Genomic DNA, 21,921 nt, shown 5'->3' with positions numbered 1-21,921 from the left:
CATAAATCGATATCCACTATGTCAGGCAGCACCACCTTTCAATAGAACTTTTTTTGATCCATTAGCAGCATAGTAAGGAAGGTTCATGGATCTTTGCATAATACCATGCCTTATTTTACGATTATGATAACTAATTAAACGTTTAACCAGGTAACGCTCGTCATTCATGGTTAAACCTTTAATCAGAGATTATCATGGGTTTTCCTTATCGTCAACATCCTAATTTCAAGCCGATTATTCTTGTTTTGCAGGCTGCTATTTGTTATGCAAAGCTACTGACTGGAGCATGAATATCGATCTATAAAAAGAATACTATTTAGTCTCCTTCTACAAATATTTACGATTACGCTCCTCTTCGTGAATAGGGTGTTCTTCGTTTTTCCATACTAAGGAAAAGCGAAGTTTTGCACTGAAGGGAGCCTGCTCCATGAAAAAACATTCCAACCAGCAGGGTAAGCTGCGCCGCAGACCTGCTTTTCCATTTATAACCGAGAGGTTCCTTCCCCAATTTCTGAAAATGAAGAAATGGTTGAGATGGGCAGCTGCCGCATTCACCCTTTTCATACTCATCTTGGCAGGTACACTTATCTTTTTACGTACGCAATCGCTGCCAGTCACCGCAATAAGCCAAACCTCTCAAATGCTTGATTTGCATGGCAATGTCATCGATACGTTTCATGCAGGAGAGAACCGCCGTTCTGTGCAGCTATCCGACATTTCGCATTATGTAATTGAAGCAACCTTAGCTATAGAGGATCGCCGCTTCTACGATCATCGCGGTTTCGATATGAAGGGAATGGCGCGAGCCGTTATGGTTAACGTTCAAAGCTTCTCGGCACGCCAAGGCGCAAGCACGCTTACTCAGCAGCTCGCACGTAATCTATATTTAACGCATGAGCGAACCTGGCAGCGCAAACTGAAGGAAGCGATGTATACGGTTCAGCTTGAAATGAATTACTCCAAAGACGAAATTCTGGGCATGTATTTGAATCAAATTTATTATGGCCATGGCTCCTATGGTATTGAAGCAGCGGCGATGATGTACTTCAATAAACACGCTTCCGAGCTCACGCTTGCAGAAAGCGCGATGCTTGCCGGCATTCCGAAGGGTCCTAAGTATTATTCGCCGTACCTTAACATGAAAAATGCAAAGGACCGCCAGCTTACTATTTTGCAGGCGATGCTTGAAGGCGGCTCAATTACATCCGAGCAGGCTGATGCCGCTTATAAGGAAATGCTGAGCTTCCAGACACTTGGCTCTGGCGACCAAGAAGGGTTTGCGCCTTATTTTCGCGATTACATCAGATATGTAGCTGTCGACAAGCTAGGTATTAATGAACATTTGCTGAATGAGGGCGGAATTACCATCTATACAACGCTTGATCCGTCCGCACAAGCAACGGCTGAAGAGGTTATTGCAAAGGGCTTTCCCGAAAATTCCGAGCAGCAGGCGGCGCTCATTGCTATAGATCCGCGCACCGGATATATCAAAGCGATGGTTGGCGGAAGAAATTATAAGAACAACCAATATAATCGAGTGTTTGCAAAGACGCGCCAACCCGGCTCCTCCTTTAAGCCTTTCTTATATTTAACCGCTTTGCAAAGCGGTTTTATGTCGCCTGTTACCCGTTATAAGAGTGAACCCACTGTATTCACTTATGATGAGGGACGGAAGACGTATGAGCCACGCAACTACGGTGACAAGTATTTGAATGAGCTGATTGATATGAGACAGGCGCTGGCCAGCTCGGATAATATTTATGCGGTTAACACCATCATGACCGTCGGCGCTGATAAAGTTATTGAAACGGCAAAGAAGCTGGGAATTGAAAGTCCGATGAAGCCGGTCCCTTCACTTGCGCTTGGCACCTTTCCAATTAGCCCATTCGAAATGGCTTCTGCATTTGGTACTTTCGCAAACGGCGGCATTCACATGGAGCCGGTTGCGATTCTCCGCATAGAGGATCGCAAGGGACAGGTATTATATGAAGCGAAACAAAAATCAGTACAAGCCATCACCCCAGCCGAAGCCTATGTTATGACCAGTTTAATGGAGAGTGTATTTGAAGAAGGCGGAACAGCTTTCCGTGTATCTTCTATTATTAAGCGGCCGATAGCAGGCAAGACGGGTACGACCCCAACAGATGCATGGCTTGTCGGGTATACGCCTGAACTAGCGACAGCAGTGTGGGTAGGTTACGATAAGGATCGCAAATTAACCGTTGCCGAGGCTTACCGCGCTGCTCCGATTTTCGCCAAATTTACTGAGCAAGCGCTGTCTGCTATACCGCCGAAGATTTTCCCGATTCCGGAAGGCATCGTGAACGTGTATATCGATCCGACAAGCGGCAAGCTTGCAGAAAGCAGCTGTCCTCACAGACGATTAGAAACCTTCATCAGCGGAACGGAGCCGACTGACGTATGCGGCGAGCCTGCGGATGCAGGAAATAACGACAGTGACGCCACTCATAATGGATCTGGTACAGCAGGACGACGCTCTTGGTGGAATGACTTGAAACGCTGGTGGACAGACTAAACTAACAGCAGCCTTCCTTTAATGAGGAGGGCTCTTGTTCCTTTCAATAATGAACCAACCGTGATCTTTGCGCATTTTTGTCCAACTTATGATCAAAAAGTGAATTTTCTTTGAACAAAACCATAAAGTTGTGGTATAGTATGGATAAGAAAACACTTACAATTGATCGGGAGTGTTAAATATGACAACAAAAACCGCAACAATCAGCAACATTCAGCCTTCTAAATCAGATGTCAAGCGCCTCGTAAAGGCAATGACTGCCATCTCTTGGATCGTTTTATCTATTGGCGTTTTATTAAGCCTCATTAACTTAAGCCATTTCAGCGATAAAAATGTTGGACTTATGGTCGGCATCGGATTCCTAATCGGCAGCGTTCATATTTATGTTATTGGTACAGCGATCGGACTTGTTCATGCACGCCTTAACCAAGAGCAGTCGTCAAAGGATTTTAACGAGCCTCAATAATTAAAATTAACTTCATCACTCTTAACCAATAGACAGTCACATTCGGTCAATGACCAAATGGGGCTGTCTATTGGTTTGTAGTGGGACAAAACATTTTTATTTGGGTAAAGCTACTATAAGCACGAACAATTCACTGTTCGAATGCTCCTAAATCTAACAGTTGTCTAAGCCGTGAACTTTCTATTACAGAATAAAGACGAATTATTGACGTAATTGTTAACCCCGCAGTTATTACCTTGTGGATCTGCTATTGTAGTCGTAAGCAGTAATTTTGAGGAGTTGAACTGATGATGAGACCGTTTCTTCGTATGCTGACACCCGCACTGATTATGCTAATGGCCGTTATGCTTTCCGGCTGCGGCGAGCAATTCATCGTGCTCGATCCGAAAGGGCCAATCGGCGAGTCTCAGAAAGATTTGATTTATTTTTCAACCATTCTGTGTGCGGTTATTATCGTGCCCGTACTTATCCTGACAGCTATTATCGTCTGGCGGTACCGTGATAGGCCCGGCAGTAAAGCTTCCTATAAGCCTAACTGGGAGCACAGTACGAAGCTAGAGATTACCTGGTGGAGCATTCCGATTGTAGCGATCCTTGTTCTTGCTATAGTCACCGTCAAATACACGTATGCGCTCGAGCCTTCCAAACCGATAGAGTCGGCTAAGGCGCCAATTACGATTCAGGTTACTTCACTTGATTGGAAATGGTTGTTTAAATATCCAGAAGAGGATATTGCGACCGTCAACTATTTGAAGATTCCTGAAGATACGCCGATTAGATTCCAGTTAACATCGGATACGGCGATGAACTCCTTCTGGGTTCCACAACTCGGCGGACAAATTTATTCCATGTCAGGGATGGCAATGACCTTATTCCTACAGGCTGATGAGCAAGGCAGCTACTATGGCTCCGGTGCTAACTTCACAGGAAAAGATTTTGCCAAAATGACATTCAAGGTGGATGCTACGTCCGAAGAGGACTATAAAGCTTGGATAAGCGAGGTTAAAGCATCGTCGCCTGAACTGACAATGGAAGGGTTCGAGAAGCTTACTGAACCAGGTCCTTCTAATGTGCAGCTGTTCTCCAGCTTCCCTGAAGGATTGTTCAATAAAATTGTAACGCAATATGTAAAAGGCGACGGCAGCGCTCACCAGCATCATGGTGGAGGCGCAACAGAGCCCGCCGCAGAAACGGATAAAGAATCCATTACAGCGGATACGTCTGCGACGCAAAAAGAAACGAAAAGCAAACCAGATTTAAATGCTCATATTCATGCGGGTCATTAACCCGCTTTCAAGCAAATGCTTAAGAGGCGAGTTTGTGCCACAAACTTTTAGGAGGACCCCTCATGTTAGACAAAATTAAAGATTTTGCGTCCGAATTTTTCGTCACAGGCGATCCGCTTATTTTAGGGGCTCAAGTATCCATCGGCCTGTCGGTTGTGGCGATTATATTCACGCTTACCTTTTTCAAAAAATGGCGCTGGCTTTGGACGGAATGGCTGACCAGCGTCGATCATAAGAAGATCGGTATTATGTATATCATCGCATCTATTCTTATGCTGTTCCGCGGCGGCGTTGATGCGCTGCTCATGCGTGTTCAGCTCGCAGCTCCTGAAGTGGAGTTTTTGCAGCCGGATCACTACAACCAAATCTTTACGACGCACGGCGTAATCATGATCTTGTTCATGGCGATGCCGCTTATGTTCGGTTTATTCAATATCGTCGTTCCACTGCAAATTGGTGCCCGCGACGTTGCATTCCCGTTCTTGAACTCCCTTAGCTTCTGGATGTTCTTCTTCGGTGCCATGCTGTTTAACGTATCTTTCATTATCGGCGGTTCACCTGATGCAGGATGGCTCGCTTATCCGCCGCTCTCTGAGCTGTCAGGAAGTCCGGGACTCGGACAGGACTTCTATATATGGGGTATTCAAATCTCAGGTATCGGTTCATTGGCTACAGGTATTAACTTTATCGTTACGATTCTAAAAATGCGCGCACCAGGCATGAAGCTCATGCAAATGCCGATGTTCGTATGGTCTGTTTTGTCGTCATGTGTAACTATTATCTTCGCATTCCCAATTTTGACTGTTACCTTGTTCCTATTGTTCATCGACCGTTATCTGGGCGCTCACTTCTTTACGCTCGACGGCGGGGGCAACCCGATGATGTATATCAACCTCATCTGGATGTGGGGACATCCTGAAGTATATATTGTTATCTTGCCTGCTTTTGGTATTTTCTCTGAAATTGTTTCGGCTTTCTCGAAGAAAAAATTGTTCGGTTATAAGTCAATGGTATTCGCGCTTATGTCGATCAGCTTCTTCTCCTTCTTTACATGGGCGCATCACTTCTTCACAATGGGTTCAGGCGCCAACGTCAATGCTTTCTTCGCTTTGACGACGATGATTATCGCAATACCGACCGGGGTTAAAATATTCAACTGGCTGTTTACGATGTATCGAGGCCGAATTAGGTTTACGACTCCGATGATGTGGACGGTAGCATTTATTCCCTGCTTCGTTGTCGGCGGGATGACCGGGGTGCTCTTGTCTGTCGCACCTGCTGACTTCCAGTTCCACAACAGTTACTTCCTGATCGCGCATTTCCATCAGGTGCTTATCGGCGGCGTTGTGTTCGGTTACTTCGCAGGCCTTTACTACTGGTGGCCAAAAATGTTCGGCTTCCGTTTGCATGAAGGTCTTGGCAAATGGGCATTCTGGTTCTGGAACATCGGCTTCTATGTTTGTTTCATGCCGCAATACGCACTTGGCTTAATGGGTATGACGCGTCGTTTCAACGAATATGACTTCGATATGGGCTGGCAGCCTTTGAACGTCGTCTCTACTGTTGGAGCATTCTTGATGGGTATCGCGTTTATTTTCCAAGTATGGCAAATCGCTCACAGCATCAAGTTTTTCAAGAAAGAAAAGGATGGCGATGCATGGGATGGCCGTACGCTCGAATGGTCGATTCCGTCACCTGCGCCGCTCTATAACTTTGCTCGCTTGCCACAGGTTACTAGCCAAGACGAGTGGTGGGAAGAAAAGCAGCGCATTGCGAATGGTCAGCCTGCTAAACCACTTGCGCCGCTTGAACCGATTCATATGCCGAAAAACTCAGGTATTCCATTCATTATGTCGATCTGCTGGTTTATTGCAGGCTTCGGCTTCGTATGGGATTGGCTATGGATGGCCATACCAGGTCTAGTCGGCGTAGCCGTATGTATGCTTGTTCGTTCGTTCTCTTACGATACCGATTATTACATTCCGGTGGATGAGATTGAACGCACGGAAGCAGCGTTAAGGGGGACAAAATAATGGCACATGCAGTTTCCACTCCAGCTGGAGCGCATGGCGGACACGGCGCTGGACACGGCGGCGGTCACCATGACGATCATCACGATCAAGAATCGATGAAAATGTTCGGCTTCTGGCTGTTTCTTATAACCGACGTTATTTTGTTCGGTACGTTATTTGCAACCTATGTCGTCCTCCGTCTCAACACAGACGGCGGACCGACAGGTGCCGAATTGCTTGAGATGAACGGTATTATTATTTCGACCTTCATTCTACTGACAAGCAGCTTCACAAGCGGTATTGCCGTTCTTGAAATGAACAAAGGCAACAAGCGCGGCCTTATTCTTTGGCTCGCCATTACAGCAGTGCTCGGCGCTTCATTTATCTATCTTGAAGTAAATGAGTTCATGCATTTGGTGCACGAAGGCGCTAATATTGGAACAAGTGCCTACTGGTCAGCCTTCTTCGTTCTCGTCGGCACACACGGACTTCACGTATCGCTCGGCTTAGTCTGGATGATTGCACTAATTCTTCAGATTAGACGCCGCGGCATTACACCCGTTACGAAGCGCAAAGTAGGCATCATCAGCTTGTACTGGCATTTCTTGGACGTCGTATGGATTTTCGTATTCTCAATCGTTTATTTGATGGGGGTGATGTAGGATGGAAAACCATAACACACATTCGCAGGACGCACACGGGTCCCACGGCGGATCGATGAAGTCTTATGTGATCGGCTTCCTATTCTCCATCATTCTGACAATCATTCCGCTTGTCGTGGTAATGAATGACCTGCTCAGCAAAAAAGCTGCAACCCTGCTCATCCTTGTGACGGCAGTTCTGCAATTTGCTGTTCAGCTTATCTTCTTTATGCACATACGGGATGAGGAGAAACCTCGCTTCAACCTGATGGCGCTTATATTCGGCCTCGTTATATTGCTGACGATCGTCGCAGGTTCTGTATGGATTATGACTTACAATGCCGTTGCCGTCGCTTCATAATCGGCAATATGAATAAATATAAAGCTGTGCTAAAGTCTATCAGACTTTGGCGCAGCTTTTTTTCGTTTGTTATTTAATGCTTATAGTCAAACTCTCCCTATCTAGGGCTGCTTCATCCGTGCCATAATCATCTTATATGAATACCGAAACGAAAGATGAGGTGGGACGCCATGTCCATTACACTACGCCCCTTGCAGCTGCCAGAGGACTACGAGCAGCTTGCACAATTGCTTAATCAAGTGTGGTCAGAACCAACGACTGCTGAGAACCTGCATGATGCAGATAAGAAGCTTTATGAGATTGGACATACATGGATGGATGAGAACGGACTGCTTGCCGGATACGATCGCGAGCGGCAGGTTGCAGTAAATGAGCAAGGCGATATTGTCGGCTACGCCTGGACGTGGCGGGCGCCTTGGACAGAGCCTGGCTATTTATGCAATACGCTTGTCGTATCAGAGCCTTATCGCAAGCAGGGAATCGGCCAATTGCTATTAGCTCACATTGGTAAATGGGCTCTGAAAATCGGCGCTTCTACGCTCATTACTGAAGTATGGGACGATAATGAGGACGCGATTCAGTTTGCAAAGCGACATGCTTTTGTAATTGAACGCCATGCCTTCCAGTCCGTCCTTACACTTGGTGAACATGATGGAGCGCAACAACCGCAATTTCCAAGCATGCCAGACCTTGGGGCGCTGCGCTTCCTAACGCTTGCCGATGAACCCGGTGAAGAAAGCGAACAGAAGCTGTATGAGATCTATAAAGAAACACTGGTGGACATCCCCGGTTATCTTGGCGAAGTTCCTGATTTCGTCGAATGGCGCAAATGGAATTTGAAAGTAGACGGCTATGCGCCTGAGCAAGTGATTATCGCTGCTGACGGCGACCGCTTCGTGGGGGTTACTAATGTCCTGCTTAATCCACAAACAAACGGGATGTATCATGAATATACCGGCGTAAGCAGAGCTTATCGCGGCAGGAAGATTGCTTTTGCTTTAAAACTCAAAGCGATTGAGCTTGCTCAGAAGCATCAAGCCGCATATATCCGTACAGATAATGACTCAACAAATGCACCTATTCTCAGCATTAATCGCAAGTTAGGTTATGTTCCTCTTCGCGGCTCCTATCGTGTCCTAGCTCCTCTTCAAGAGGTGTTGAGTAAGTTGCCCATCGAAGTACAGTAACGAACGACATCTCCTCATATCCCCTCTATTAAAAAAAGCAGCTTGAAGCGAGAACATCCCGCTTCAAGCTGCTTTTCCAATTCCACTACTAACGCCCCTGTTTCACGACCTCTACATCCTTCGGTACAATTAATGTCAGCTCCGGGCTGACCGTGTCTGAGATGAGGCCGCCGTTCCGGTGATCGACGGAACCAACCATGACATACATTGTTGAGCCAACAACATCAGTTTTCAGCATTTTATTGTCCAATCGCTCATACTTCTCGGATGACCAATAACGAATTTGGCCAAACAGCTTAAGCTCGCGTGTTTCCGTATGCTCAAGCGTCACGCCATCCAAGGTGTGCACAACAATCTTCTTAATATCAGCAGGCACCCCTATTTTCTTCGTTTCCACGAAGGCTGATCGCTGCGACATTTGCAGCCCTCGCTGCAGCTCATCGAATAAGCCCGTTGACATGAGCAGAGCAAGCCCTAGACTGGCGGTTCCAACCATTCCTACAAAAAAGACACTCATCCAATCATAACGAACGATAGTACGCGCACTGCTAGAAAACTTCAAGTAAAGCAGCAGCTCCGCTCCGAGCATAATGAAAACGACTGGCGCGACCCAAACAAGCACCTCGAAGGCTTCCATGTCCTGCCATAAAGAGACAGCTAATGCTGTCCCCACGAGAATCAGTGTCACGCCCATCGATAATGAGCCGACGCGCCAAGTGCGAACGCCTGATGGTTGATTGACAGACGGTTCAGCCATATTTACCGTGTTGGTGTTCAATGCGAATCCTCCTCGTACTTTCTTGGCACCGGCTTATGAAGCTCTGGCGGTTTACCTTTGCTCATTACCGGAGATGCCTTGCTTCCGAAAGCTAGACGCATGCCTACAATAATCATAATAAATGCGACAACAGCCGTTGGTATCATATATTTAATTTGCATGTATTGGGAATAAAGCTCCCTTGAGAAATGAGAAGTAACCTCTACAGCTACACGATCGAGCAAGTAATAAACACCGAATCCTAGCAGCCCAAAACCAAACCAGCGCTGATAAGGGACAAGCTGTGTCAATACCGGTTCATCGGTCAGCACCTGACGCTCATAACGAGATGTCTGCTGCAGCGCATCGAAGAAAGCAAAGCACCAGAACAGCGGAAGCAGGAAAAAAAACAGCGACAAGCGCAAATTGTCCATAATATAGACGGCGAGAAGAAAACCACCCATTAGCTGCAGGCCGCGTTTTTGCAAACCTAGATACAGATGTCCTGCACCTGGAAAAATAGCTAACGCGATAGCCAGCACTTTGCTTTTACGCCCAGAGGCGATATACGATTCCATATCCTCAAATATAGCACGGTCCGCCACATGCTCCCCGCGCTGCTTGGCATGCAGCTGGCTGATTGCGTCAAACATGCTGTATATCCAAATAACAGGAAGCGCCAAAAGAAACACGAGCAGCTCTGCCCTGTGCGTTATCGTGCCTAAGAAGACGATAATCGCAAACCAGCCAATGAAGGAAATGAGGAAGGTAATGCCCCGCTGCATAAGCCCCATATTCATATGCCCTAGACCCGGAATCAGCGAGAACATGATCGTCCGCGACTTCTCGCGCTGGCGCTCCTGCTCCAAAGGAACAAAGCCTGGCGAGAAATGATCCGCAGGATGCTCGAATGGATGCTGGTTAGCAGCGCCTGACGGCAATCCCTTGCCTAACAGCAGGAAGATGACCATATCAATCATATTAATGATTCCAGCCATCGCAGCTATAAAGAACAAAAAGATATAAACTGTATCCTCCATATACCCGCCCATTAATCCAAATAGCATACACAATCCTATCGAACCAAAGAAAGCTCCCCCGTACAAAACCGCACGTACTGGGCGACCAGCATAGGCATGTCCTACGCCAGGTAAAAAAGAAAGAAAGAACGCCGCTAACGGGCTTTTATTCATCATTGATTCATTCCCTTCTATCATCGTTTTTCATTTATCTAAATCGAGATGCTTTTAAGCCATCGAGCCACGACCCCGTTTGATCAACCATTCTGTCTGACCAAGATTCGGAATGTCCACCTGCCGCCGCTGGTGGATTCGGCCTTATATCCTGCTGTTTATTCTCATTCATATCAAGCTGAGCCAGCTTCTGTGAGAAGGAGGCAAAAGTACCGCTGGCAAGCAGCAGCAGCGTAATCGAAGCAGCTATGGTGTAATGCGTTACCGGATGCTGCAGCCATGTCCGCAGACGGCGAGGCTTCTCTTGTATAGTACTCGTCACAACATGTGGCCCGGCTTCTTCATGATCATGTTCCTGCTCCATCATCAATTGCTCCACGACACGCTTCTCTATTTGCTCCATATTAGGTAGTTGTGTCGTTAAATGCGAATCTGATCGCTGCATCTCGCCCTCAGCTGTTTCAATCGCAATGACGAACAGCTGCAAGCAGAAGTCGCAAGCAGCCAAATGCTGCTCAATCGGTATACGCTCAGCCTCAACCAGTCTGTCGTTTACGTAACGGGACATTTGATCAGAAGAGATATGCTCAATCATCATTCGAAGTCCTCCTTCCGAAAATGGCGCTTCATCCAGCCTCTTGCACGGTACAGCCGGGACTCTACGCTTTTGCGTTCAAGTCCAGTTTCGGCTGCGATTTGTTCATATGACTTGTCTTCCATATAATAAGCGGTTATGACTTCACGATAGTTTTCCGGCATTTCATCAACTCGCTCTCGAATCTGCTGCCTATCCGCCTGTTCGATGGCTAATGTTTCTGCAGCAGGAGCAGACACAAGTTCTTCATGTACTCTTTCAGACATCGCTTCGCTATCCATTAGCTCCTCTGGCTTTCGTGCACGGCTGCGTTTGAAATCGATCGCTCGATTGACGGCAATACGGGTAATCCATGTTTTGAGCCCATCCAATCGACAATCCGGAAGGGAGCGATAAATTTGCAGCAGCACTTCCTGTGTAATATCCTCCGCATCATGCGGTGAACGAAGCACTGCGAAGACTGTTCTATATATATAAGGACCATATGCCTGTACAAAAGGGCCAAAATGCTCGGGCCCGCCCTTCTGTACCTCTCTGATCCAATCCTCGTCTTGAATGTCGCTCCCCTCCTTCCCAATCTAATAGACGCCAGCTTGTCCCGCATACCCTGCACTTGCTGCCAAAAAAGTTTTTATAATGCTTTAACAGCCTCTATCAACGCGGAAAACCTCATCATTCGATAGGACTAGCCTACGAACGATGAGGTTCTCATTCAAAATTCACAATAAACTCAATCTGCTGCTAATAACGCCAGCTGCTATACGTTCAAAGCTTGCTTAAGCTCATCTGGGGAGCGATCCCACCACTCAAGATTATGCTCCACAAGCAGCTTGCGAAGCGCCGATTTATCGACATCGCCAAGCTCGGACAAGTTATAGCGGCGTTTGAGTGATTGATCCAGCTTGTTCACGTGATCAGGGAGAAGCTTCCACCCGCGACGCGCCTCGGAATCAATCAGCATCTCGCATGCCGTAGCGCCCGCATAATAGGAGCCTTCTTCATTGCGGTCAACCGCTACCCATACGATCCAGCATTGACGACCGTTCGGAGTATCCTCTTTGTTAGGCGAAAACTTAATGCCACGCTCTACTTTACTCTTTGCATGCATAGCGCCAACATCGATATAAGCAACGCCATCATCAATAATAACACAGGATACCGCGCTCAAATCGATCGTTCCTGCTCCAAAACCTTTATGTTGTTTGCTGCTCACTACGTTGAGCGACAGTGATTTCTTTTCTTTCTTTACCGGCTCAGCCGGCTGTCCTTGTTCTTCCGTCATTCGTATTCACACCTTCCCCGATACAATAATTCCATTTTAGCTAATAATCATCGAAAAGCAAACATATACATGCTGTAGATGCTTGTCAACGGGAGGGAAACGTTCAATGACTCCACGCTATTTCAAACGAATTTTACTCGTAATACTCGCAGTCGCGCTGCTCGGTATATCGATGCAGCATGACTTCGGGACTGCTTGGCAATCCCAATATACTTATGCTTTCGCCCCCGCCGCTAACGCCAAGCAAGCACTAGCGCCTGCCCAAAAGTCGGTCAAGCCGCCTGCCGTGCAGGAGCCGAATACGGTCATCACACCTAAACCGCAAGAGCTGAGCAAACGTGTCGTTGAGTACCATATCAACGTGCATTTAACGAATGATGCAAAGCAGCTGAACGGTGAGCAAACCGTAACTTGGACTAACCCTGGCAAAAAAACAGTGTCCGAGCTCTATTTCCATCTGTACCCGAACGCCTTTCAATCGAGCAAAACCACGTTTATGAAAGAATCCGGCGGCAAGCTGCGCCAGGACAAAGCAACAACCAATAGCCAAGGCTATATGAACCTGCTTACGCTAGAAACACTGAACGGCGAAAGCCTTCTGCCACGTCTTCAATATGTACAACCTGACGATGACAATGCCAATGACTTTACATTGGCCAAAATCCGCTTGCCTGAGCCTATCGCTCCAGGCACCTCCGTAACGCTGCGAATGAGCTACGAGGTGAAGCTCCCAGAGGTATTCGCAAGAATGGGCTATTCCGGCAACTTCGTGATGGCTGGGCAGTGGTTTCCAAAGCTCGCTGTATATGAGACAGCCGGCATGCGCGGACTTACAGCTGAGGGCTGGAATGTCCATCAGTATCATGGCAATTCTGAGTTCTACAGCGACTTTGGCATATACAGCGTTCGGATTAATGTGCCTGAGAACTACACCGTCGCTGCAACGGGCTTCCAAACAAAGCCTATCGAGATCAAGGAAGAAACAAAGATTTACCAGTTTTATGCTGATGATATTCATGATTTTGCTTGGTCGGCCTCCCCAGACTTCGTTTATGAAGAGACTGCTTATTCAGATACCGGCATTCCCGGTGTACGCATTAAGCTGTATCTTGATCCTGCGCATGCTGACCTTAAAGACCGCTACATGCATGCAGCCAAATCCGCACTCTCAAGCTACGCCAAGTGGTATGGAGAATATCCTTACAGTACGCTGTCGATCGTCGTTCCGCCCAAAGGAGCGAACGGTGCTGGCGGCATGGAGTATCCAACACTTATAACCGCTTTCGCTGCAGAAAATGATAACCCAGGCTACGATCTTGAACGTACGGTCGTGCATGAGATTGGCCATCAATATTGGTACGGAATGGTCGCCTCTAATGAATTCGAGGAGGCATGGCTGGACGAGGGGTTTACGTCCTATGCCGAGGATAAAGTAATGGAGACGGCATACGGCTTGGAGCCGAATTTGCGCATGGAAGCGAGCTATATGACCAACCCTGCTCCGCTCAAGCAGCAATCTTGGTCATACACCAGCCACTCGCAATATGCCGAGAATGTATATCTGAGGGCAAAGCTGGTGCTCATTGGCATCGAGAATCAGGTCGGCTCCAGAACGATGCAAAAAATATTGCGAACCTACTTTCAGAAGTATAAGTTCAAGCATCCATCGACAGCAGACTTCCAGCGTGTAGTCGAACAGGTAACAAAAACGAAATGGAATGATTATTTCAGCCAATATGTCTACGGCAACAAAATGGCCGACTTTTCGATCGAATCGATTCATGTACGCCCAGTCACTCAAGATGGTGCTGAGATGTATGAATCTGTTGTACTCGTTAAGAAAAACGGCGGCAGCAATGGCGAGATAAAAGTGTTGATGAAGTTTACTGACGGCACCAAAATAACAAAGATTTGGGATACTCAGGAATCCCATATGCAATATAAACAGCTGCATTCCGCTCCGCTTGAATGGGCGGTCGTTGACCCAAACAACAGCAATGTGCTTGATAATAAGCTCATTAACAACTACATGCAGGCTCAGCTGCCAGAGGATAAACGCACGAGATGGAGCCTCGGCGTTGTCCAACTAATTGAAGGACTGCTCGGGTCGCTGAGCTGGTAAGTAATTGCGTTCAAGGAGCGATAAACGATGAAAATACATTTGAAGCAAGGCTGGCGGTTAGCGGTGAAACATTTTTACATTGTTGTTTTATTATTTCTTTATCAGCTGATCTGGGGGTTCTTCCTTTACCGTTTCATTGATTCGGTCGTAGCTCCGCTGCTGCGGCGATATCCAAGCTCCGCTCCTTCAGAAGCAGCCGTTCAGCTATTCATGACCGAAGCACAATTCCAGCTGTTCAAGACCGATCTCATTAATCCTTACGTCTGGACGCTGGGCGGTCTCCTAGTTGCCCGAATGCTGATCACTCCCTTATTCAATGCCGGATTATTCTATTCGTTAAATCAGACCAGATCGAATGGGGGGACACGATTTCTAGAAGGTATTCGCAAAGCTTGGAAGCCTGTAGTTCTGCTTTACTGGATCGAGGTTATTTTATCTGTGGCTCCTGCTTGGTATGTGCTGCCGCGCTCACTGGATGCGCTTCTAGAGAGCGGCTCTATTCCAGAGCTGCTGCAAACGGTGCTGCCTGGCGCCCTTCTATGGCTTCTATGGGGCACGGTGCTGCATCTGCTGTTTCTAGCTATGCAATTCAGCGCTGCATCAGGAGGAAGCATATTCCGTTCCTTATGGCACGCTCTCCGAAATTTCCTCACCTATGCAGCTGTGTCGCTCATCATGTGGGGGATCGGAGCAGCCGCTGGACTTGTAGTGACAAGCCTCTCCATGCTGTGGGCCGGGTTGTTTGCACTCATTCTGCATCAAGGCTACTATCTCATTCAAACACTGATGAAGGTTTGGACGATAGCCGCGCAATATGACTTTTTGGAAACGAAAAGAATGTAGCAAACCAAAAAAACCTTCAGCGTCCTCTGGATGCTGAAGCCAAAATAAACCTTCATTCCACGTTTTGCTGTGGTGTGGAGGTTTTTTTTACAACTAACCGCAACTAAATGATGGCAGTTCTGTATAAATAACTGAAAGAAAATCAAAAATGGGGGATATTCACAAATGATGCGTAAAAAACTAGTTATTATATCCATGGTATTGCTCTTATCGGGCGGTTCATTGGTTGCAGCAGACAAACTATTTCAGAAGGTAACGCTCCTTTATAATAATAAGCAATCCACTGACGATGCTGTCGTTGTGGACGATAAGGTTTATATTAGTATTCGTTCTTTAAGTGACAGCCTTCAAGCCTTCGTCCAATGGAAGAGCAATGATAAGAAGCTCATTATTCAGAAGCCCAATGTGCATATGTTTCTAATGAACGAGAAGCGAGCTATGTTCGGACAGGTTGATAAAGGCAGTGTTCAGAAATTTTTAGTGCAAGCGCAAATCGATAATTTGAATATGGCGATTTCAGAGTTCAAAGTGACCATCGTTGATCCTAATGATAAGGAAACGACAATCGACAGCCGCAGCCAAGACGATGATGATTTTAAAGAGTTCGTCGAAAAAGACACCTTTTGGTTCAGCTCCAAGCTCATTTCCTACGATTTTAAAAATGCTGGGAAATACAAGGTACAGTTTTGGATGCAGCAAAAAAACAACGATCCACAGCTCATTTCAGAAAAAATCGTTACTGCAAAATAAATCTTTTTTCGATTGCCCAAAGGGGGCTGTTCTCATGAACAGCCTCCTTTGTCTATTTCTGCCGCTCTATCTGGAGCAGCAGCTAGGCTGTCTGAATCTACTCTTATTCACGAGTGATATAGATGAGATTTTTCTAATTTATGAGGAGCAAAATGGTGAAATACCGCCATTTACGGCACTTTAAGCTAGTCCTTGCGATATAGCGCCTAAAGGACAAATCGGTATATTTTACACAACATCCACATAATTAATGAAATTGACTCCATGTATTTAGTTAGAAAGCACTACTATGGCGTGTTTATATTACAGAAAGAACGGTTTAACGAAGCAAATTGTCAAAAGGTTACATGAGAATTATTAGAAATTGCCACTAAAGGCAGGAGATCATTGAAAATAATCGAATATTTCTCAAAGCAATAAAAAAACTGCCTAATTCCCTATTGGGATACGGGGGAACCACTTTGGGTGAATTGATTCCGACGTTTGAGTTTTCTTCAAACGCCCGAGGAATCATAGGGAGCCTTCAACCGAACCCCACAGCTAACCTCGTCGGCATTGGAAGGAGTTTCACAATTGAAGAAGATTACCGCATTAATCCTGGGTCTCGTTCTCGTGCTCGCTTTTCAAGCGGGAAGCGCTTTCGCTGACTCAAAATTGAACGGAATTGTTAATGATCTTATTGGCACTCCGTACAAAAGCGGCGGAACGTCGTCGAAAGGCTTTGATTGCTCCGGCTTCACGAGCTATGTGTTCGAGAAAATGGGCATTGAGCTTTCACGTACTTCTGGTTCGCAAGCAAAAGAAGGTACAAAGGTCGCTAAGGCTGACCTCATTGCGGGAGATCTTGTGTTCTTCGACACAGTTGGCGGCAATAATAGCGCCATTTCCCATGTTGGCATTTACATTGGAGATGGAAAGTTTGTACATTCATCCTCGAGCAGAGGCGTTGTAACTGACAAACTTAACTCCGAGTACTATGAGGGACGATATGTAACTGCTCGTCGTATCATGGATGCTGATTCATACCAAGCCAACGTTGACGTAAAATAGAGCAACCTAATCCCTCTTCTTGAGGGTTGAACGGGTAGACTCATCTAGCAAAGCCGCAGTTTTTTGTCCTCTGACGACAAATGACTTGCGGCTTTGCTGTTTCATTCCAGCTGGAATGCGGCCGTTCAATGTTGCGCTTATGGAAGGAGCTATCACTGATGTATTTGTTTATTCACCGCAAGGATTTGCGTATTTCAGATTTGCGCGCTTTTGATTATTTGAAGAAAAAAGAGAAACAAGGCATTCATTTGCTAATCATAGATCCCGTTACTACAGGAGATGGCCGTTTAACTAGTCATAGCGGTCGGAATTTCATGGCGCAAGCCGCCTCACTTCTGCACAGCTATTCTAATGCAGGAAAGGAACTGCATGTGCTTTATGGTAATCCTGCTGCGATCACCGAAGCTCTGCTGCATGCGCACCCGATTGATGAGGTTATTGTTCATACAGACTACACGCCTTACTCACGGCAGCGAGATGAGCAGCTTGGGCTAACCACACGCAGCCTTGGCCGTCGCTGGATGTCTATCGCCGATTCACCTCTTGCTGATCTAGATGCTTTCCCGGCATTTGCTCGAAAAATGGAGCCATACAAGGTTTTCACACCCTTTTATCGCAAGTGGAGCAGCTTTATGCTGGAGTGCTACAGCCCAATGAGTGAAACGACGATTCATGAGCTTGCTACCTTAAGCGAAATCAATGCCAAGGTTGCGCAATCCTTCGCTTTGCCTGAATCCATTTCGTGCGCCCTAGGCGGCACGAACGTGCAAGGATCATCCAAAGGATTATCCAAGCTGGAACGGTTCGTACGAGAACGCCTTGCCTCTTATTCCGAGAGCAGGGACGCTTATGCCGATGATCATACAAGCCAGCTCGCACGTTTCCTGAATACGGGCGCCATCTCCGCTCGCCAAGCCTACGAAATGACCCAAGGGCTTCCGGGGTCTGAATCATGGGTACGGCAGCTGGCATGGCGTGATTTTTATTTATATCAAGCGATGTATCATGATGATTTCTTTCGTTACGAGCAGCTTGCTGATATGTCCAAGCTCTCAGATGCTCATCTAGAAGCATGGGCTGCAGCCGCCACCGGCATTCCAATCATTGATGCGGCCATGACGCAGCTCAATCGTACAGGTGAGCTGCCCAACCGCTTGCGAATGGTAACAGCCATGTTTTTAACTAAAAATCTGCTATGTCCCTTCACGCTTGGCGAACAATATTTCCGCCTTCACTTAAGCGATTATGACAACACGCTTAATCGCGGCGGCTGGCTGTGGTGCTCTTCACTAGGGTATGACGCAGCGCCTTACTTCCGAATTATGAATCCCGCAACTCAGTCGCAGACGCATGATCCTAGCGGCAGCTATATTAGGCGCTGGCTGCCTCATTTGAATCATTTGACAGACAAAGAGATTCATCAGCCGCAAAGCGGTGCCATCGTCGACTTGAAAGCATCGCGCGCGCGCGCCATAGAGGTATACAAAACCATTCTTAAATAGCTGAAAGCATTTTAGAATAACACGTTTAATAATAAATAAACCTCCACACCCGCTTTGAAACAGCGAATGTGGAGGTTTTTATTATAATTTCCAGTTCATTTAAGCTTTGGATCTTACGCTGTGAACTTGTTTTCTTCCGAGCAGGAGCATCGCCGCTAGCAGAAGCAGCATCAGTATAACTAAGCTGCTTATATACCATAACGTAGATTGCACGTTGTACTGATCCATTATCCAGCCAGTCACACGAGGGAAAATCGCTCCTCCAAGCCCGCCGAATGCTACAAGCAAACTCGTTGTCCTCTCCGTCATTCCCGGAATGAGCTCATTGGCATAAACAAGAGCGATACCGAATATACCCGAGAAGAACAATCCGCTAAGAGCGACAAAGGCAAGCATCCAGTTAAGCTGACCCATAACAGCCATTAAAACAAAAACGACCGAGGCGCCCGCTGTAGCAATAAGCAAGTAACGCGAATAACCCATTCGATCAGCCAGCAGCCCCGCAAATAGACGCCCTAGCACCATCGTTCCCCAGAACAAGCTGAGCACCGCTGCCGCACTGGATTCTCCTACACCTGAACGAACGATGAGAATAGAAGGCAGATAATTGGAGAAGCTCATTTCCATTCCTACATAAATCATAAAAAATAAAGCCGATAACAAGAGAAATGGAAGTGCTTTGCGCGGATAGCCAAAAAAGACAGACCCGCGAGTGGTTTGCAATCCTTCCAACTCATTCGAATGGCCTTCCTTCACTTCCGGTGTTCGAGCAACTATACCAAGCTCATCATCCAGCTCTCCAAAGGACATCGTCAGCCAGAGAACAAAGGTGATGCCTGACATCGCTGCCAGAATCGGAAAGGAAACCTGCCAAATGCTATGCTGAATCAGATAAGCCGCTGCAATTGGAATCAACAATGCGCCAACACCAAAAAAGGTTTCCAATCGGCTCATCGCCGATGCCTTGCCGTTTTTCGCCATATCAATAATCATTGCGCCGACGACCGCTTCCGTCATCCCAAAGCCAAGACCCGCAAGCGGAGCAATCGCGAGCATCCAGCCCCATGGCAGCAGCAAACTGTAGGCCGCCTCACTCAGTGTCAGTACGCCCATCGCAATCAGTACTGCGCCTCTTTTTCCAACTCTCGAAGTAATAGAAGGCGCTAACAGAACACCCACCAGGAACCCGAGGAATTGATTCATAATCCATTGCCCGCCATCTTTATAGGTTAAACCATAATGAGCAATGAGCTGTTCCAAGATAGATCCGCCCACAACATGGGCAACGCCGATGACTAAATATGACAAGCAGCCTAGCCAGATCAACTTCTTCATTTTGATGCTTCTCCTTATTTACGCGCGATCAACGCACGCCTATCTGTTATAATAAACCTATTTCATTCGACATTCGCTCTATTCAGCTACTTTTTTTCAAGCGGAGGTAAAAACAAATGACAAGCCATCAAAGCTCTATTCATTATAATCGAGATGAAGGCGATATGACCATATGCCCGCTCGAAACCGTTCATGCACAGCAACTATGCGGCTGGCGCTACGAGGCTCCATTTGATGTTTATAACTGGCCGGCTTGGGAGCAAATGAAAAAAGACGAAATCGAATTTGGCGATTCCGTCCTTCGTGCTGCCCAATATATGGCTGTCCTAGACGCTCAGTCTGCGCTCATTGGGTTCGCGCAGTTTTTTCCTTTAACAGGCGTAACGCGGCTTGGTCTTGGATTGCGGCCTGATCTTTGCGGTAAAGGCCACGGCCTTGCCTTCACACGTCTCATTGTCGCAGAGGCAATAAGGCGCACCCCTCAAAACGAAATTGATTTGGAGGTACTTACTTGGAACACTCGTGCGATGCGCGTTTATGAACAAGCCGGCTTCCATATTACAGACACCTATGCGCGGTCTACTCCCACCGGCTTTGCCGAATGCCATTGTATGGTTTATGAGCCAGCAGCTGCACATTAAAGTCGCTGAGCTCCTCGCTCAGAATCCTTCAAATCCATAAGTAAAATAAGACCTGGCGCTGCTAGAACAGATACGGTTCTAATCCACGCGTGTGAATCGAGATCGGTATAGGCGCGCGAAACGATTGCACGTCGATGCTCATTGAGCTGGACGAGATTAGGAACAAAATAGGGACGCCAACACCAGTTGGCACCGCGGTATTGCTCCTCTCGCCTCCAAGCCTTGTCCGCATCGCGATAATAGTTGGATGAGAGCTGAATGCCGCTCTCATTGCACAAATAAACCCGAATGCAATGGTCATAAAGTTCGGGAAGCAGGCCCTCTATCCATTCATCCTCATGATCCAGGTAACGCGTCTCTTGAACAAGCGCAACCCACTGCTCTGCCAGCTTCTCTGATTGCCGCTGCCAATAGCGTTCAGTTCCAACGAAATGCAGTAGATGCTGATCAAGCTCCGCTTCAATTAGAGATGCAAAACAAGCAGGCTCACGAAACTCCGGCTCTGCCTTTGCAAACATATAGCCTTGAACGTAACGGGCGCCTGCCTGAATTGCGCGGGCCAAATCTTCCCTTGTCTCCACTCCCTCGACGAGCAGCGAAGCTCCAATTTGCTCCGCTAAATCAGAGAAGGATCGCAGCACGCCGAAATAACCGTCATGAGTCGCGCTTTTCTTAATCATATGAATATCGATTTTGAGCAGGTTAGGCTGAATGTGAGCAATCCGATCCGTATTGCTAAAACCACTGCCTACATCATCGATTGCAATTAAACAGCCCCTTGCCCGGTATATGTCGACAACAGAACGAAGCCTATCCATGGAACCTTGGAAGCTTTCCTCCGTTATCTCTATGACAATTCGTTTCGGGTCGATTCCGTACTTATCAAGCAGCGACAACGTGTAGAGCTCGCCGATCTCCTCATACCGATAAATCCAAGACGGCTTCAAATTAATGAATAACATGGGCTGTTCTTCTTCCATTAAAGCAAGCTTGGAGAATGCCAGCTCCCGAATTACCCGGTCCACTATAATGTGGTCCTCTTCTGGAATTTGTTCATTGCAGAAGAAAGGTCCAAGACTCCGCACGGAATCACCCTTTACAGCTCGAGCAAGCACCTCGTAACCCATAATGCGTCTTGTATCCATCGCTATAATGGGCTGATAAAACGCTGCCAATGTTTCACCATCTAATTCAAGCGCTTTCGGCAACAGCAACGATGATGAGCACTCCTTCATGTCGTTCTCCTCTATGTTAGATCAATGTCAAATTATATGTCATATTGTATTGAATAACATTGTAATAGAGTCGACATTAAATGTAAAGATCCGACAAGAGCACGACTTATATGAAGTTTTATGTCGA

21 protein-coding genes and 1 riboswitch are annotated in these 21,921 nt (G+C 46.9%); of the genes, 14 read left to right on the top strand and 7 right to left on the bottom strand.

Annotation, left to right across the window (positions count from 1 at the left end):
- Positions 1–427 precede the first annotated feature (427 nt).
- The 7 genes from BK120_RS32320 to BK120_RS32290 all read left to right on the top strand — a co-directional run bounded on the left by BK120_RS32320 (position 428) and on the right by BK120_RS32290 (position 8,489).
- Positions 428–2,536, top strand: coding sequence for a transglycosylase domain-containing protein (locus tag BK120_RS32320; protein WP_076271582.1), 2,109 nt, complete (start codon positions 428–430; stop codon positions 2,534–2,536).
- A 181-nt stretch (positions 2,537–2,717) separates the two neighbouring features.
- Positions 2,718–3,002 (top strand): hypothetical protein, encoded by a 285-nt coding sequence (locus BK120_RS32315; RefSeq protein WP_076271581.1) that lies wholly within the window; start codon positions 2,718–2,720, stop codon positions 3,000–3,002.
- A gap of 287 nt (positions 3,003–3,289) precedes the next feature.
- The gene (cyoA, locus tag BK120_RS32310) at positions 3,290–4,288 is read left to right on the top strand and encodes a ubiquinol oxidase subunit II (RefSeq protein ID WP_372239037.1); all 999 of its coding nucleotides are present in this window, start codon (positions 3,290–3,292) and stop codon (positions 4,286–4,288) included.
- A gap of 62 nt (positions 4,289–4,350) precedes the next feature.
- Positions 4,351–6,321, top strand: coding sequence for a cbb3-type cytochrome c oxidase subunit I (locus BK120_RS32305; protein WP_076271580.1), 1,971 nt, complete (start codon positions 4,351–4,353; stop codon positions 6,319–6,321).
- Positions 6,321–6,962, top strand: coding sequence for a cytochrome o ubiquinol oxidase subunit III (gene cyoC / locus BK120_RS32300; RefSeq protein WP_076271579.1), 642 nt, complete (start codon positions 6,321–6,323; stop codon positions 6,960–6,962). Before BK120_RS32305 ends, cyoC begins: the two co-directional genes overlap by 1 nt.
- A gap of 1 nt (position 6,963) precedes the next feature.
- On the top strand, positions 6,964–7,302 hold the full coding sequence (gene cyoD, locus BK120_RS32295) for a cytochrome o ubiquinol oxidase subunit IV (RefSeq protein WP_076271578.1): 339 nt from the start codon (positions 6,964–6,966) through the stop codon (positions 7,300–7,302).
- A gap of 170 nt (positions 7,303–7,472) precedes the next feature.
- Entirely contained in the window at positions 7,473–8,489 is a 1,017-nt protein-coding gene (locus BK120_RS32290) for a GNAT family N-acetyltransferase (RefSeq protein WP_076271577.1), read from the top strand.
- An 88-nt stretch (positions 8,490–8,577) separates the two neighbouring features.
- On the opposite strand, the gene BK120_RS32285 is transcribed toward BK120_RS32290, so the two are convergent.
- The 5 genes from BK120_RS32285 to BK120_RS32265 form a co-directional block, all read right to left on the bottom strand.
- Complete coding sequence (locus BK120_RS32285) at positions 8,578–9,267, bottom strand: hypothetical protein (RefSeq protein ID WP_076271576.1); 690 nt, start codon at positions 9,265–9,267, stop codon at positions 8,578–8,580.
- On the bottom strand, positions 9,264–10,442 hold the full coding sequence (locus BK120_RS32280) for a hypothetical protein (RefSeq protein WP_076271575.1): 1,179 nt from the start codon (positions 10,440–10,442) through the stop codon (positions 9,264–9,266). The genes BK120_RS32285 and BK120_RS32280 overlap by 4 nt, the downstream gene beginning before the upstream one ends.
- A 31-nt stretch (positions 10,443–10,473) precedes the next feature.
- A complete protein-coding gene (locus BK120_RS32275) occupies positions 10,474–11,037 on the bottom strand; it encodes a hypothetical protein (protein WP_076271574.1) in 564 nt (187 codons plus the stop codon).
- Positions 11,034–11,486 (bottom strand): sigma-70 family RNA polymerase sigma factor, encoded by a 453-nt coding sequence (locus tag BK120_RS32270; RefSeq protein ID WP_256711090.1) that lies wholly within the window; start codon positions 11,484–11,486, stop codon positions 11,034–11,036. The genes BK120_RS32275 and BK120_RS32270 overlap by 4 nt, the downstream gene beginning before the upstream one ends.
- A 305-nt stretch (positions 11,487–11,791) precedes the next feature.
- Positions 11,792–12,316, bottom strand: coding sequence for a YwhD family protein (locus BK120_RS32265; RefSeq protein WP_076271572.1), 525 nt, complete (start codon positions 12,314–12,316; stop codon positions 11,792–11,794).
- A 106-nt stretch (positions 12,317–12,422) separates the two neighbouring features.
- Between BK120_RS32265 and BK120_RS32260 the strand changes: the two genes are divergently transcribed.
- The 6 genes from BK120_RS32260 (at position 12,423) to BK120_RS32240 (ending at position 18,583) form a co-directional block, all read left to right on the top strand.
- Positions 12,423–14,438 carry a M1 family metallopeptidase gene (locus tag BK120_RS32260; RefSeq protein WP_076271571.1) on the top strand — a complete coding sequence of 672 codons (2,016 nt, stop codon included), beginning with the start codon at positions 12,423–12,425 and terminating at the stop codon, positions 14,436–14,438.
- A gap of 27 nt (positions 14,439–14,465) precedes the next feature.
- Complete coding sequence (locus BK120_RS32255) at positions 14,466–15,281, top strand: hypothetical protein (protein WP_076271570.1); 816 nt, start codon at positions 14,466–14,468, stop codon at positions 15,279–15,281.
- A 165-nt stretch (positions 15,282–15,446) separates the two neighbouring features.
- Positions 15,447–16,031, top strand: coding sequence for a hypothetical protein (locus tag BK120_RS32250; RefSeq protein WP_076271569.1), 585 nt, complete (start codon positions 15,447–15,449; stop codon positions 16,029–16,031).
- A gap of 34 nt (positions 16,032–16,065) precedes the next feature.
- Positions 16,066–16,215, top strand: coding sequence for a hypothetical protein (locus tag BK120_RS35630; protein WP_179089944.1), 150 nt, complete (start codon positions 16,066–16,068; stop codon positions 16,213–16,215).
- A gap of 232 nt (positions 16,216–16,447) precedes the next feature.
- Positions 16,448–16,601, top strand: a riboswitch (cyclic di-AMP (ydaO/yuaA leader).
- A gap of 3 nt (positions 16,602–16,604) precedes the next feature.
- Positions 16,605–17,081, top strand: a complete 477-nt coding sequence (locus BK120_RS32245; protein WP_076271568.1) for a C40 family peptidase — start codon at positions 16,605–16,607, stop codon at positions 17,079–17,081.
- A 158-nt stretch (positions 17,082–17,239) separates the two neighbouring features.
- Positions 17,240–18,583 (top strand): FAD-binding domain-containing protein, encoded by a 1,344-nt coding sequence (locus tag BK120_RS32240; protein ID WP_076271567.1) that lies wholly within the window; start codon positions 17,240–17,242, stop codon positions 18,581–18,583.
- Between the two features lie 99 nt (positions 18,584–18,682).
- Here the strand turns inward: BK120_RS32240 and BK120_RS32235 are convergent, their stop codons facing one another.
- On the bottom strand, positions 18,683–19,918 hold the full coding sequence (locus tag BK120_RS32235) for an MFS transporter (protein WP_076271566.1): 1,236 nt from the start codon (positions 19,916–19,918) through the stop codon (positions 18,683–18,685).
- A 116-nt stretch (positions 19,919–20,034) separates the two neighbouring features.
- On the opposite strand from BK120_RS32235, the gene BK120_RS32230 reads away from it, so the two are divergent.
- Positions 20,035–20,559, top strand: a complete 525-nt coding sequence (locus BK120_RS32230; protein WP_076271565.1) for a GNAT family N-acetyltransferase — start codon at positions 20,035–20,037, stop codon at positions 20,557–20,559.
- Here BK120_RS32230 and BK120_RS32225 read toward each other — a convergent pair.
- Positions 20,556–21,794 carry an EAL domain-containing protein gene (locus BK120_RS32225; protein ID WP_083682701.1) on the bottom strand — a complete coding sequence of 413 codons (1,239 nt, stop codon included), beginning with the start codon at positions 21,792–21,794 and terminating at the stop codon, positions 20,556–20,558. The two genes, BK120_RS32230 and BK120_RS32225, sit on opposite strands and share 4 nt — an antisense overlap.
- Positions 21,795–21,921: the final 127 nt, after the last annotated feature.

Source organism: Paenibacillus sp. FSL A5-0031 (genome assembly GCF_001956295.1).
Classification (GTDB): Bacteria; Bacillota; Bacilli; order Paenibacillales; family Paenibacillaceae; genus Pristimantibacillus.
This window is presented reverse-complemented; position numbering and strand designations above follow the sequence as displayed.

What these genes read in the sequence shown, in the direction of transcription:
- BK120_RS32260 (WP_076271571.1), top strand. Translation starts at nt 12,423, where the DNA reads ATGACTCCACGCTATTTCAAACGAATTTTACTCGTAATACTCGCAGTC.
- BK120_RS32235 (WP_076271566.1), bottom strand. Translation starts at nt 19,918, where the DNA reads ATGAAGAAGTTGATCTGGCTAGGCTGCTTGTCATATTTAGTCATCGGC.
- BK120_RS32280 (WP_076271575.1), bottom strand. Translation starts at nt 10,442, where the DNA reads ATGATGAATAAAAGCCCGTTAGCGGCGTTCTTTCTTTCTTTTTTACCT.
- BK120_RS32315 (WP_076271581.1), top strand. Translation starts at nt 2,718, where the DNA reads ATGACAACAAAAACCGCAACAATCAGCAACATTCAGCCTTCTAAATCA.
- BK120_RS32240 (WP_076271567.1), top strand. Translation starts at nt 17,240, where the DNA reads ATGTATTTGTTTATTCACCGCAAGGATTTGCGTATTTCAGATTTGCGC.
- BK120_RS32250 (WP_076271569.1), top strand. Translation starts at nt 15,447, where the DNA reads ATGATGCGTAAAAAACTAGTTATTATATCCATGGTATTGCTCTTATCG.
- BK120_RS32265 (WP_076271572.1), bottom strand. Translation starts at nt 12,316, where the DNA reads ATGACGGAAGAACAAGGACAGCCGGCTGAGCCGGTAAAGAAAGAAAAG.
- BK120_RS32290 (WP_076271577.1), top strand. Translation starts at nt 7,473, where the DNA reads ATGTCCATTACACTACGCCCCTTGCAGCTGCCAGAGGACTACGAGCAG.
- BK120_RS35630 (WP_179089944.1), top strand. Translation starts at nt 16,066, where the DNA reads ATGAACAGCCTCCTTTGTCTATTTCTGCCGCTCTATCTGGAGCAGCAG.
- BK120_RS32230 (WP_076271565.1), top strand. Translation starts at nt 20,035, where the DNA reads ATGACAAGCCATCAAAGCTCTATTCATTATAATCGAGATGAAGGCGAT.
- cyoD (WP_076271578.1), top strand. Translation starts at nt 6,964, where the DNA reads ATGGAAAACCATAACACACATTCGCAGGACGCACACGGGTCCCACGGC.
- cyoC (WP_076271579.1), top strand. Translation starts at nt 6,321, where the DNA reads ATGGCACATGCAGTTTCCACTCCAGCTGGAGCGCATGGCGGACACGGC.
- BK120_RS32320 (WP_076271582.1), top strand. Translation starts at nt 428, where the DNA reads ATGAAAAAACATTCCAACCAGCAGGGTAAGCTGCGCCGCAGACCTGCT.
- BK120_RS32275 (WP_076271574.1), bottom strand. Translation starts at nt 11,037, where the DNA reads ATGATGATTGAGCATATCTCTTCTGATCAAATGTCCCGTTACGTAAAC.
- BK120_RS32225 (WP_083682701.1), bottom strand. Translation starts at nt 21,794, where the DNA reads ATGAAGGAGTGCTCATCATCGTTGCTGTTGCCGAAAGCGCTTGAATTA.
- cyoA (WP_372239037.1), top strand. Translation starts at nt 3,290, where the DNA reads ATGATGAGACCGTTTCTTCGTATGCTGACACCCGCACTGATTATGCTA.
- BK120_RS32255 (WP_076271570.1), top strand. Translation starts at nt 14,466, where the DNA reads ATGAAAATACATTTGAAGCAAGGCTGGCGGTTAGCGGTGAAACATTTT.
- BK120_RS32305 (WP_076271580.1), top strand. Translation starts at nt 4,351, where the DNA reads ATGTTAGACAAAATTAAAGATTTTGCGTCCGAATTTTTCGTCACAGGC.